Annotated in this window: 9 protein-coding genes; all 9 read right to left on the bottom strand. The window is 38.4% G+C overall.

The window, feature by feature from the left end; translation table 11 throughout:
- The coding region (locus tag ABX784_RS10980; protein WP_372653961.1) for a GTP-binding protein at nt 1-141 on the bottom strand (141 nt) is incomplete at its 3' end.
- 54 nt (nt 142-195) lie between these two features.
- On the bottom strand, nt 196-2,280 hold the full coding sequence (gene fusA, locus ABX784_RS10975; protein ID WP_372655081.1) for an elongation factor G: 2,085 nt from the start codon (nt 2,278-2,280) through the stop codon (nt 196-198).
- A gap of 85 nt (nt 2,281-2,365) precedes the next feature.
- Nucleotides 2,366-2,836, bottom strand: coding sequence for a 30S ribosomal protein S7 (gene rpsG / locus ABX784_RS10970; RefSeq protein ID WP_372655080.1), 471 nt, complete (start codon nt 2,834-2,836; stop codon nt 2,366-2,368).
- An 80-nt stretch (nt 2,837-2,916) separates the two neighbouring features.
- The gene (gene rpsL, locus ABX784_RS10965) at nt 2,917-3,291 is read right to left on the bottom strand and encodes a 30S ribosomal protein S12 (RefSeq protein ID WP_014245824.1); all 375 of its coding nucleotides are present in this window, start codon (nt 3,289-3,291) and stop codon (nt 2,917-2,919) included.
- Between the two features lie 83 nt (nt 3,292-3,374).
- Nucleotides 3,375-7,502, bottom strand: coding sequence for a DNA-directed RNA polymerase subunit beta' (rpoC, locus tag ABX784_RS10960; protein WP_372655079.1), 4,128 nt, complete (start codon nt 7,500-7,502; stop codon nt 3,375-3,377).
- Nucleotides 7,503-7,546: 44 nt separating this feature from the next.
- Complete coding sequence (rpoB, locus tag ABX784_RS10955) at nt 7,547-11,674, bottom strand: DNA-directed RNA polymerase subunit beta (protein WP_372655078.1); 4,128 nt, start codon at nt 11,672-11,674, stop codon at nt 7,547-7,549.
- 156 nt (nt 11,675-11,830) lie between these two features.
- Nucleotides 11,831-12,196 (bottom strand): 50S ribosomal protein L7/L12, encoded by a 366-nt coding sequence (rplL, locus tag ABX784_RS10950; protein ID WP_372655077.1) that lies wholly within the window; start codon nt 12,194-12,196, stop codon nt 11,831-11,833.
- A 54-nt stretch (nt 12,197-12,250) separates the two neighbouring features.
- Nucleotides 12,251-12,811 carry a 50S ribosomal protein L10 gene (gene rplJ, locus ABX784_RS10945; protein ID WP_372655076.1) on the bottom strand — a complete coding sequence of 187 codons (561 nt, stop codon included), beginning with the start codon at nt 12,809-12,811 and terminating at the stop codon, nt 12,251-12,253.
- Nucleotides 12,812-12,905: 94 nt separating this feature from the next.
- Nucleotides 12,906-13,613, bottom strand: coding sequence for a 50S ribosomal protein L1 (rplA, locus tag ABX784_RS10940; RefSeq protein ID WP_372655075.1), 708 nt, complete (start codon nt 13,611-13,613; stop codon nt 12,906-12,908).
- Nucleotides 13,614-13,712 lie beyond the last annotated feature (99 nt).

Below are 13,712 nucleotides of genomic sequence, written 5' to 3'. Positions count from 1 at the left end.
GAATTTCTTAACGTCTCCACCCATTGCATTTGCAAGAGTTACAGAAATTGCTGCTGTTAATGTTGTTTTACCGTGGTCAACGTGCCCAATCGTACCAATGTTTACGTGGGGCTTACTTCTGTCAAAAGATTCCTTTGCCATTTTTAATTCTCCTAAAGATTTAATTATTATTAATCATTTCTTATATTACGTTATTTAAATATATATACCTTTCTTCTCAAGGATAGCTTTTGCCATATCTCTTGATAAACTTTCGTACTTACTAAAGTTCATTGTGAAGCTAGCTCTACCTTGAGATTTAGATCTCAAGTCAGTACTGTAACCGAACATCTCCGCTAATGGAACTTCTGCTTCAACAACTTCCTTATTTTGTTTTGCATTCATTGCTAAAACTTTACCGCGCTTCATGTTTATGTCAGAAATCACATCACCAGTATAGTCAATAGGAGTCACGACTTCTAAAGACATTAAAGGCTCTAATAAACCAATACCAGCTTTCTGACAAGCTTCCCTAAAAGCCGTAGACGCTGCAATAATGTAAGCAACTTCAGAAGATGACTCTTCACTATACTTTGCTTCTAGAAGAGTTACTTTTATATTTATAAAAGCATACCCTGCCATTGCGCCACCTGGTGCAGTATCACGAATTGATTTCTCTATTGCGTCGATAAACTCTTGTGGAATATCTCTTTTAGTTAAAGAAGTTACAAACTCTACTCCAGCCTGACAATCAGCTGGCTCTACCTTCAACTTCACATGACCAAACTGTACTTTTCCACCATGCTCTCTATCAAAAGTGTTCTCTGCTTCACCTGCAGAAAGAATACTCTCTCTATATGAAACTTGTGGAGCTCCCACTCTTATTCCAACTTTAAATTCACGCTCTAATCTATCAGCGATAATTTCTAAATGAAGTTCACCCATCCCAAAGATTAAAAGTTGTCCTGTCTCTTTATTATTTTGATAAGTAAACGATGGATCTTCTAACATCAGTCTTCCTAGAGACTCCATTAATTTTTTTTCATCCGCAGTTGTCTTTGGCTCTATTGCCACAGATATAACTGACTCTGGAAAATCCATTAGATCATAAACAATTGGCTTATGGTCAGTACAAAGAGTTTCACCAGTTATTGTATCTTTCAAACCAGATACAGCAACAATATCTCCGGCCTTTGCTTCCGAAAGCTCTGTCCTCTTATCTGCATGCATCTGAAGAATCTTAGTAATTCTTTCTTTTTTCTTTTTATGAGGATTATATATTGTTGCACCCTGCTTCAGAGTTCCTGAATATATCCTTACATAATGAAGCATACCTACAAATGGATCAGAAGCGATCTTAAATGCTAGACCACTAAAGAGATCTTCTTCAGAAGGTTGTCTAGTATCCTCTTTCTCAATATTTTTTGCACTATGACCTTTTATTTCCCCTCTATCAATTGGAGAAGGAAGATAATCACAGATAGCATTCAATAAAGGCTGAACACCTTTGTTTTTAAATGCTGAACCACAAAGAACTGGAATAAAGTCGTTATTAATTACTGCTGATCTTATTGCGGACTTTATAGTTTCAAGAGAAATTTCTTCTCCACCTAAATAAGCCTCAGCAAGGTCATCATCATAATCACATAAAGCCTCTACAAGCTCTTCTCTAGCTAGAGTTGCCTCATCTTGCATATCTTCTGGTATTTCTCTTTCCTCAACAGTTGCACCGAGATTATCGTCACTAAAAAACAATCCCTTCATTTCAACTAAATCAACCATGCCAAGAAAATTTTCCTCTGCACCAATTGGTAATTGAATAGCGGCAGCCTTCTTTCCTAATCTTTCTCTTATTTCTTCTAAACAATTTTGAAAATCTGCACCAACTCGATCCATCTTATTTACAAATGCGATCCTTGGTACCTTATATCTATCCGCCTGCGCCCAAACTGTCTCAGACTGTGGCTCAACACCAGAAACCGCATCAAAGACACCTACAGCACCATCAAGCACTCTAAGGGCCCTCTCAACCTCGATTGTAAAATCGACGTGTCCTGGAGTATCTATTATATTTATATTTTTCTTATTCCATGTACATGTAGTGGCCGCAGAAGTGATTGTAATACCCCTCTCCTGCTCTTGAACCATCCAGTCCATAGTTGCTGCACCATCGTGCACTTCGCCGATCTTATGGCTTTTTCCTGTGTAATAAAGGATACGCTCTGTAGTCGTAGTTTTACCTGCATCAATATGTGCCATGATACCAATATTACGGATTTTTTCGATTTGAACTGAGCTCATATTCCTTAAGCCTTTTACTAAAAATGGCTTCCTAGGTTTTAACACCTAGGAAGCCATAAAAATTGCAATTAGAATTTAAATTATATTACCACTTAAGGTGAGCAAATGCTTTGTTTGCTTCAGCCATCTTATAAACGTCTTCACGCTTCTTAACAGCTCCACCCCTACCTTGAGAAGCATCAACGATTTCGTCGGCTAACTTCTCCATCATTGTCTTACCACCTCTATTCTTAGAGTACTCTCTAAGCCATCTAAGTGCTAATGACTGACGTCTGTTAGGTCTAACCTCTACAGGTATTTGGTATGTAGCACCACCAATACGACGAGATTTTACTTCTACAGCCGGCTTAATGTTTGAAAGTGCTTTTTTAAATACTTTTAATGGTTCTTCACCAGTTTTCTTTTCTACGATGTTCATCGCACCGTAAAAGATTTTTTCTGCTGCCGATTTCTTACCTTGTAACATTAAACTGTTAACACATTTAGAAATCACTACGTCTTGATACACTGGATCTGGAAGAACCAGTCTCGCAGGCGCTCTACGTTTTCTACTCATAAAAACTTCCTCTTCAATCCACTAAGGGATTTACTCTGACCGACCAAGCGGCCAGTGATTAATAATAATCTGCTAAGCAATTACTTCTTAGGCTTCTTGCAACCATACTTAGAACGTCTTTGTCCTCTTTTATCAACACCTGTTGCATCAAGAGCACCACGAATTGTATGGTATCTAACACCTGGTAAATCTTTAACTCTACCACCTCTTAAAAGCACAATACTGTGTTCTTGGAGGTTGTGACCTTCGCCACCGATGTAAGAAGTTACCTCAAAACCTGAAGTTAGTCTTACTCTACAAACTTTTCTCATCGCCGAGTTTGGTTTCTTTGGAGTCGTTGTATAAACTCTTGTACAAACACCTCTACGTTGAGGGCAGGCTACTAGGGCAGGAGACTTTGTCTTTGTCTGCTTATCCGTTCTACCTTTTCTAATCAATTGGTTAATCGTAGGCATTACCCACTCCTTCTACTACTATCGCAATTTTAGCTAAATCAGCCAAATTGATGTATCACACCAATTTGACCGATTCAAGTTATTTATACCATTAATGTAACTGATTCTTCTACTTTTTCAGCTTCTTCTTCTTCAACTACCGCTTCAAAGTCGCGATATTTAGAAATACCTGATCCAGCTGGAATCAATCTACCCATAATTACGTTCTCTTTAAGACCACGTAGAGAATCTGACTTCCCTTCTAACGTTGCCTGTGTAAGAACTTTTGTCGTCTCTTGGAATGAAGCCGCAGAGATAAACGAGTCAGTTGTAAGTGATGCTTTAGTAATACCAAGTAACATTGGTCTACCTTGAGCAGGCTCATAACCATCAGCAATCATTTGTTCGTTTACTTCTTTAAATTCACCCTTAGTCACAGATTCACCAACAACAAAGTTTGTATCACCTGCGTTCAGAACTTCAATCTTTTTAAGCATTTGTGAAACAATTACCTCAATATGCTTATCATCGATCTTAACACCCTGAAGACGGTAAACCTCTTGAATCTCGTCAACAATATAACGAGCAAGAGCTTTTATTCCCATAACTCTAAGAATATCGTGTGGATTCGAAGGACCATCCATAATAGCTTCACCAGCACGGATATAATCGCCTTCGTTTACAATCACGTAACGACCTTTTGGAACAGAGTAAGTAACAGGATCACTTCCATCTTCCGGTCTAACGATAATTCTTCTATTACCTCTTAATTCTGGACCAAATTCAATTGTTCCTGAAACATCAGAAATTTGAGCCGCATTAGATGGCTTTCTTGCTTCGAAAAGTTCTGCAACTCTTGGAAGACCACCGGTAATATCCTTAGTCTTAGTAGTTTCACGAGATAACTTAGATAGTGCATCTGCCACTCCAACTTGATCACCTTCATTAACCATAATGTTGGCACCAACTTGTAGACGGTAAGTTGCATGTCTCTTAGTTCCTGGAACGATGATTGGATTACCATTCTCATCAACAATAGATAGTCTAGGTTGTAGAGATGGATCCTTAGACTCAACAACAACTTTCTGAGTTAACCCAGTTACTGTGTCAGTCTGCTCATTAATCGTTGCACCAGCAATAATATCTTCGTATTTAATCGTACCTTTAACTTCAGTAAGAACTGGAATCGCAAATGGGTCCCATTCAATAATTGTATCACCAACGTTAACAGCATCACCTTCTTTAAAGAAGATCTTAGCACCGTAAACAGCAGGGTATCTTTCTTTTTCCGCTCCACGAGCATCTTTAATGATAAGTTCCCCAACTTTGTTCATTACAATCATTGTTCCATCAGCTTTAGTTTCTACACTTACATTTTCGTAAGAAAGATCACCGGCCGTTCTAATCTGAGTCTTGTTAACCTGTGCACCTGCAGTTGCCGTACCACCAACGTGGAATGTACGCATCGTCAGCTGTGTACCTGGCTCACCAATTGACTGAGCAGCGATAACACCAACAGCTTCACCAATTGAAACTCTTGTTCCTCTTGCAAGGTCACGCCCAAAACAATCAACACAGAAACCATGTCTTTCTTTACAAGTAAGTACTGATCTAACTTTAATCTGATCCACATCACGCTCTTTAAGCTGATCCATATCTTTTTCAGTTAGTAAGTAATTTCTATCGAAAATTTCTTTACCTTCACCATCAACGATTGGAGCTGCAGTTACTCTACCCATTGCTCTTTCAGCAACGTGCTCAACGATCTCACCAGCTTCAATAGTTGAAGTTAATGTAATACCGTCTTGAGTTCCACAGTCTTCGTTTCTGATAATACCATCTTGTGCTACATCAACTAACCTTCTAGTTAGGTAACCAGAGTTAGCTGTCTTAAGTGCTGTATCGGCAAGACCTTTACGCGCACCGTGTGTAGAAGAGAAGTACTCAAGAACCGATAGCCCCTCACGGAAGTTTGAAGTAATCGGAGTTTCAATAATTTCACCAGATGGTTTTGCCATCAGACCACGCATGGCCGCAAGCTGTCTCATCTGCTGTGCAGAACCCCTTGCACCAGAGTTTGCCATCATATAAAGAGAGTTGAATGAAGGAGCCTTAATCTCTTCTTCGCCTTCAACATCACTTGTAAATGTATCAATTGATATTCTCTCAAGCATAACTTGTGTTAGATGCTCTCCAGTTTGTGCCCAAACATCAACGATCTTGTTGTATCTCTCACCGTTAGTAATAGAACCTTCGTTATATTCCTCAGTAATTTTTGATACTTCAGTATATGCTTCATCAAGAATATTTACTTTCTCTTCTGGAATAGTCATATCGTGAACGTTAATTGAGATACCAGCTTTTGTTGCTTGGAAGTAACCTAGTCTCATTAATGAATCAGCTAGAAGAACAGTTTCTTTTTCAGAACCAACTCTATAAGCTTTATCAATAAGTGCACCTAGCTCTTTCTTACCAAGAATCTTATTAATATCTGAATACTTTAAACATTTTGGAATTGCATCAAATACAAATGTTCTACCAACACTAGTTTCAATCAATGCTCCCTCAACTCTTACTTTAACAGGAGCTTGAAGGTGAAGGTTTCCAGAATGGTATGCAAATTGTGCTTCTTCTTTAGAAGCAAATACTTTTCCATATCCTCTAGCGTATGGACGAATTCTAGTCATGTAGTAAAGACCAAGAACGATATCCTGTGAAGGAACGATAATTGGTGATCCATCTTTCGGAGAAAGAATGTTGTTAGTCGACATTGCAAGAATTCTACACTCAATTTGTGCTTCAAGTGATAGAGGAACGTGTACCGCCATCTGGTCACCGTCAAAGTCAGCGTTGAATGCTGTACATACAAGAGGGTGAAGATTAATAGCTTTACCTTCAATAAGAATTGGTTCAAATGCTTGAATACCAAGTCTGTGAAGAGTAGGTGCACGGTTTAGAAGTACTGGGTGCTCTTGAACAACTTGCTCTAAGATATTCCAAACTTCTTCTTTTTGTTGATCAACCATTTTCTTAGCAACTTTAATAGTTGTACAGTGACCAAGCTCAATTAGTTTGTTGTAAATAAATGGCTTGAAAAGCTCAAGAGCCATTAACTTAGGTAAACCACACTGGTGTAATCTTAATGTTGGACCAACAACAATTACAGAACGTCCTGAATAATCAACACGCTTACCAAGAAGGTTTTGTCTAAAACGACCTTGCTTACCTTTAAGCATATCTGAAAGAGATCTTAGTGGACGCTTATTAGCTCCAGTGAAAACCTTTCCTCTTCTACCATTATCAAATAGAGCATCTACTGCTTCTTGAAGCATTCTCTTCTCATTTCTAATAATGATTTCTGGAGCATTTAGTTCTTTAAGTCTCTTAAGACGGTTATTTCTATTAATTACTCTTCTATAAAGATCGTTAAGATCTGAAGTCGCAAAACGACCAGCTTCAAGAGGTACTAATGGTCTTAAATCTGGTGGTAATACTGGAACAACATCCATCATGAACCACTCAGGCTTGTTTTCAGACTTTAAAATTGACTCAACAACTTTTAATCTTTTAACAATCTTAGTTCTCGCCATTTCTGTTGTAGCAGCTTTTAAACCTCTTCTTAATTCTTTGTTATCAAGATCAAGATCGATTTTTCTAAGCATATCCTTAACAATTTCTCCACCCATTCCGGCTTCAAATTCAATACCTTGCTCTTTTAGCTCATAGTATTGTTGCTCAGTAATTACTCTACCAATCTCTAATCCACCGTCTTGTCCATCAGTTGCTGATGCAGTAACAATGAATGCCTCATAATAAAGAACTTTCTCAAGCTCTTTAAGAGTAAGACTAAGTAGTGCACCTAAACGTGAAGGAAGTGAACGTAGGAACCAAATGTGTGCAACAGGAGCAGCAAGCTCAATGTGACCACATCTTTCTCTTCTTACTTTTGAAAGTGTTACTTCAACGCCACACTTTTCACACACAACACCTCTGTGCTTCATTCTCTTATATTTACCACAAATACATTCGTAATCTTTTACTGGTCCAAAAATTTTGGCACAGAAAAGACCGTCTCTTTCTGGCTTAAAAGTTCTATAGTTAATTGTTTCAGGCTTTTTAACTTCACCAAACGACCACTCACGGATAGTGTCAGGAGATGCCATTTTTACAGAAACAGCTTCTACACTAATCGGATCTTTTGGTTTATCAAAAAAGTTCAATAAGTCTTTCATGCCTAACCCTCAATATGTCCCCGAGTTAAACTCGGGGATTAAAATTAATTAAAAAATTCTTCTTCAGTACTCTCATCTAACTTCACATCAAGACAAAGTGCCTGTAACTCGCGAATAAGAACGTTAAATGATTCAGGAAGACCTGGCTCAAGAACTTGCTCACCTTTTACAATTGACTCATACATTCTAGTACGACCAATAACATCATCTGACTTAACAGTTAAGAATTCCTGAAGAGTGTAAGCTGCACCGTATGCTTCAAGTGCCCAAACTTCCATTTCCCCAAGTCTCTGTCCACCGAACTGAGCCTTACCACCAAGTGGTTGCTGAGTTACAAGTGAGTAAGGACCTGTAGATCTTGCGTGAAGTTTTTCATCAACAAGGTGGTGTAGTTTAAGCATGTACATCGCTCCAACAGTTACATCTTCCGCAAATGCGTCACCTGTAATACCGTCGAATAATGTAGTCTTACCATTCTCTTCTAAATCACCAAGAGCAAGCATGTTTCTAATTTTCTCTTCCTTAGCACCATCAAATGCTGAAGTTGAGAAACGAACACCTGTTGCTAATTGATCAGCAACTGCTCTTACTTCTTTATCAGTAGCTTTTTTAAGCCAATTCTTAACATCTTCAGTTTCATAGATCTTGTAGATGTAATCTTTAATTTCTGACATCTCTACTTGATCTTCAATTAGAGCTTTCATCTTCTCACCTAGACCACGTCCGGCCCAACCAAGGTGAAGCTCAAGAAGCTGACCAATGTTCATACGAGATGGAACCCCTAGAGGATTCAGAACGATTTCTACTGGAGTACCGTCTGCTAAGAATGGCATATCTTCTTGTGGAAGAACGTTCGAGATAACACCTTTGTTACCGTGACGACCGGCCATCTTATCACCAGGCTGAAGCTTTCTCTTGATCGCTACGTAAATTGTAACTTTCTTGATTACACCTGGAGGTAATTCATCTCCTCTATGGTGCTTAGCTATTTCATCGTTGGCTTTTTGACGAACTCTGTTGATTCTATTTCTTACGTCTGCAAAGTACTCACTTAGTCTTTCTTCAAGTGCTGGCTCAAGTGGTAAGTAACCAATAAGCTCAAATGGAATTGAAGCTAGAACTTCACTAGTTAGATCTGCACCTTTAGGAAGAAGTTCAGTTGAACCATCTTCAGATACAAGTCTATCAGTTGTCTTAGTACCTTTAAGCATGTCTGCAATCTTTAAGATTGAAGAAGTTTGAATTGCTTTAATTTCAATTCTCTCATCTCTTCTAATTAAAGTTGTTTCTTGCTCAATTATTTCTTTAGATCTTGCACAAAGTTCAACACCTTCTCTAGTGTAAACTTTTGCATCAATAACAGTACCACGTACTGATGATGGTGCTCTTAAAGAAGTATCTTTAACATCTCCGGCCTTATCACCAAAGATTGCTTTAAGAAGTTTCTCTTCTGGTGAAAGTTGAGTTTCACCTTTTGGAGTAATCTTACCAACAAGAATGTCACCTGGCTTAATGATCGCACCAACTCTAATAATCCCCGCTTCATCAAGATCCTTAAGGGCCTCTTCAGAAACATTTGGAATATCACGAGTGATCTCTTCTTTACCAAGCTTAGTGTCTCTTGCTTCAACTTCATAACTTTCGATATGAACTGAAGTGAAAACATCTCTTGCAAGTAGTCTTTCATTGATTAGGATCGAATCTTCATAGTTGTAACCACCCCATGGCATGAACGCTACAAGAACGTTTTGACCTAGAGCTAAATCACCTAAATGAGTACCAGGACCGTCAGCGATTACCATTCCCTTAGAAACAACATCACCTTCTTTAACTAGTGCTTTTTGGTTATTACAAGTATTTTGGTTAGTTCTTTGATATTTAACAAGCTTGTAAATATCAACACCTGATTGACCATCATCAAATTGGTTTCTTTGAATAACGATTCTATTTGAATCTACAAAGATAACTCTACCTGAATGTTTTGCAAATAGAATCGCACCCGAATCTCTAGCAACAGTACTTTCAATACCAGTACCAACGATAGGAGCATCAGTTCTAACAACAGGCACGGCCTGTCTCATCATATTCGATCCCATTAGTGCACGGTTGGCATCATCGTGCTCAAGGAAAGGAATTAAAGATGTTGCAATCGAAATCATCTGTTGAGGCGAAACGTCCATCAGCTCTACTTGATCGTTTGGTACAAGTGTAAATTCACCAGCCGCACGAGAAGGAACATGTTCTCCGTCTACTTTACCATCAACAATATGGTTGTTATCGATCTGTGCAATTACTTTTCCTTCTTCTTCAAAAGCTGTGAAGTACTTAGCTGCACCTAAAGATAGATCTTCATTTACAGTCTGATATGGAGTTTCAATGAAACCATACTCAGAAACTCTTGCATAAGTTGCAAGTGAAGTAATTAGACCAATGTTTGGTCCCTCTGGAGTCTCAACCGGACACATTCTACCGTAGTGAGTAGAGTGAACATCACGAACCTCGAAACCAGCTCTTTCTCTCGTTAGACCACCTGGCCCAAGTGCTGAAAGACGTCTTTTATGTGTTACTTCAGAAAGTGGATTTGTTTGATCCATAAACTGAGACAGCTGAGAAGAACCAAAAAATTCTTTTACTGATGCTGAAACAGGCTTTTGGTTAACAAGGTCATATGGCATCATTGTTTCAATTTCTTGAATAGCCATTCTTTCTTTAACTGCCCTTTCCATACGTACTAGACCAACTCTGAATTGGTTCTCAAGTAGTTCACCTACCGCACGTACTCTTCTGTTACCAAGGTGATCGATATCATCTACTTTACCTTTACCATTGTTTAGTTCAACAAGGTATTTAGCAGTCATAACAATATCGTCTTTAGTAAGAACAGTGTTTTCAACTGGAACATTTAATCCAAACTTATAATTAATTTTCATACGACCAACTTTAGATAGGTCATACTTTTCTTCATTAAAGAATAAGTTGTTGAATAGTAATTCAGCTGCTTCTACCGTCGGTGGCTCACCAGGACGTAATCTTTCAAAGATTTTTGTAAGAGCAGTTTCTCTTGAATCAGTTTTATCTAATAGAAGTGTATTTCTAACTTGATCACCAAAGTTAATCATATCAATATAGATAACTTTAATTTTAGTAATCCCAGCAGTAATTAATTCTTGAATCTTAGCTTCCGAAATCGCTTCGTTAGCAAGACATAGAACTTCACCAGTGTTTTCGTCAAAAATATCTTCTGCAGCAACTTTTCCAATTACTTCTTCAAGCTCAGCAGATACTTCAGTAACTCCAGCTTCATTTAATTTCTTAACTGATGCTTTAGTGAACTTCTTACCTTTCTTAACTAGGGCCTTACCAGTTTTTGGGTCAAGAATATCGTTAAACGCTCTTGTTCCAATCATTAGTGAGAAGTCTAGTTCTCTTGAAAAAGTAGCATCGCTATTGATATTTAACGTTTCCATCTCATAGAACATTTCTAGAAGATCAGTTGTCGTATATCCCATAGCCTTTAGTACTACAGTTGCATGTAATTTTCTTTTTCTATCAATTCTCGCGAATAGAACATTCTTATGATCAAACTCGAAGTCTAACCACGAACCTCTATGAGGAATAATTCTAGCAGAATAAAGTAATTTACCACTTGAGTGCTTCTTACCTGAGTCGTGCTCAAAAATAATACCTGGAGATCTGTGAAGCTGAGATACAATTACTCTCTCAGTTCCGTTGTAAACGAAAGATCCTGTTTCTGCCATTAAAGGGATGTTACCTAAGTAAACTTCCTGCTCTTTAATTGAAGATACAGTTCTTTGCTCGTTCCCATCTTTATCTACGTTTACTTCGTAGAAAACAAGACGAACAACCACTTTAAGTGGAGCTTCGTACGAAAGGCCTCTTTGTCTACACTCTTTAACAGAGTATTTAGGCTCTTCTAATGTATAACTTACAAATTCTAATGAAACTGTCTTGTTGAAATCGTGAATTGGAAAAACAGAGTGGAATACATGTTGTAATCCGACCATTTTTCTCTGTGCCGGTGGCACATCTTTTTGCAGAAATTCTTCGAAAGATTTCAACTGAAGATTCATGAGTGGTGGTGTCTCAAGTACCGTTGGAGCTGTAGAAAAACTCTTTCGATACCATTCATTCGGCTTAAAAACCTCAGTCATTTGATGTCTCCTAGAGAGAAGAAAGTATATATTAAATCGATTTTTATTTTTTTTGCCAAAAATGCAAAAAGGCGTGAAGACGCGTCCGTCTTCACACCGTTTATTTTTTACAAATTCTAAAGACTTAAGTCTTTAAAAGATGAACTAAGTAACAAATTACTTAAGCTCAGCTTTTGCTCCAGCAGCTTCAAGTTTCTTAAGAATCTCTTCTGCTTCAGCTTTTTCAATACCTTCTTTAACAGCTTTTGGAGCACCTTCAACAAGTTCTTTTGCTTCCTTAAGCCCTAATCCAGTAATTCCTCTAACTTCTTTAATTACGTTGATTTTCTTTGCTCCAACGTCAGTTAGCATAACTGTAAATTCAGTTTGCTCTTCAGCAGCTGCACCAGCAGCAGCACCAGCTACAGCTACAGGAGCCGCTGATACACCAAATTTTTCTTCTAATTCTTTAACTAGGTTAGCAACGTCTAAAACTGACATTGCAGAGATGTGATCGATAAGTTGTTCGTTTGTAATTGACATATAAAACTCCTAAATTTTTTAAATTAATTATTAAATAATAAATTGTTAACTTTTCTACTCTTCAGTTGCTGGTTCTTCAACCGCTGGCGCTTCTTCAGCAGCAGCTTCAACAGGAGCAGGCTCTGCACCCGCTTCTTTCTGTTCTTGGATCGCATAAAGCACTCTGGCTAATGCTGATACAGGAGCGTTGAAAGTTGCAAGTAATGTACCCAACATTTCGTCGAGTGATGGTAAATCAGCAAGAGCTTGTACTTCTTGAACAGAAAGAATCTTTCCATCAAGTAATCCACCTCTTAGTTCTACCACTTCGTGATTCTTTCCAGCTTCTTTAAGAGCCTTCGCAACACCCGGTGCATCTTCAAATGCAAATGCTACCGCTTGTGGACCTTTAAGGTTAGCAAGCATTTCTTCTGCTTCCGTACCCTTAGACGCAAGTCCAAAAAGAGTATTTCTAGTTACCACTAGCTTCCCGTTGGCTTCTCTAATTTCTTTTCTTAGAGCTACACCATCGTTCGAAGTCATCCCGATAACATTTGTAAGAAAAATACCCTTCGCATTAGCGATATCATTTTTCAATGAATCGACAATGACGCCTTTTTCTTCTCTGGTTAACATAAAACCTCCAAATTGGTTAATATTAGGAGGGAGTTTCGGCTGGCTTTAAGCGCTCCCAACTCCTTGAGTGCGCAACCTGCTTTCTTCAACCCTATTATTTAGCTACGCTTAGCGCTTCTAATGTATCTACTTTAATTCCTGGACCCATTGTCGTACTGAAAGTTAATGACTTTAAGTACGTACCTTTTGCTGACGCTGGCTTAGCTTTAACAACAGCAGTTACAACTGCATCAATGTTTTGTCTTAGCTTGTCTGCATCAAAAGATACTTTTCCAACAGGAAGGTGGATAATACCATTTTTCTCTGTACGGTATTCAACCTTACCAGCTTTTTGCTCAGTAACGGCCTTAGCAACGTCAGGAGTAACTGTTCCTAACTTAGGGTTAGGCATAAGACCTCTAGGTCCTAGTACTCTACCGATTCTACCAAGCTTACCCATCATGTCTGGAGATGCGATAACTCTATCGAAATCTAACCAACCACCGGCAATCTTTTGTACAATGTCGTCACCACCAGCGAAATCTGCACCAGCTTCTTCAGCCGCTTTGATTTTATCACCAGAAGTAATAACACATACTCTAACGTCTTTACCTGTACCAGCTGGAAGAGCTAATGCTCCACGAATCATCTGGTCAGCATGTCTTGGATCTACACCAAGGTTAAAAGCTACATCAACAGTTGCGTCAAAATTAACGTTACTTGTTTCTTTTGCAAGATTGATAGCTTCTTCAATTGAATATAATTTTGTACTGTCAACTTTCGCTGCAGCTTCTAAATACTTTTTCGACTTTGTCTTAGCCATGATAACACCTCATTGGTTTTAACGAGCTTGCGCTCTCCCACTTAATTAATAGTCTAACTTTAAACCCATTGCTCTAATAGAACCTTCAATTGTTCTTTC

The organism is Halobacteriovorax sp., assembly GCF_041587335.1.
GTDB lineage: Bacteria > Bdellovibrionota > Bacteriovoracia > Bacteriovoracales > Bacteriovoracaceae > Halobacteriovorax.
This window is presented reverse-complemented; position numbering and strand designations above follow the sequence as displayed.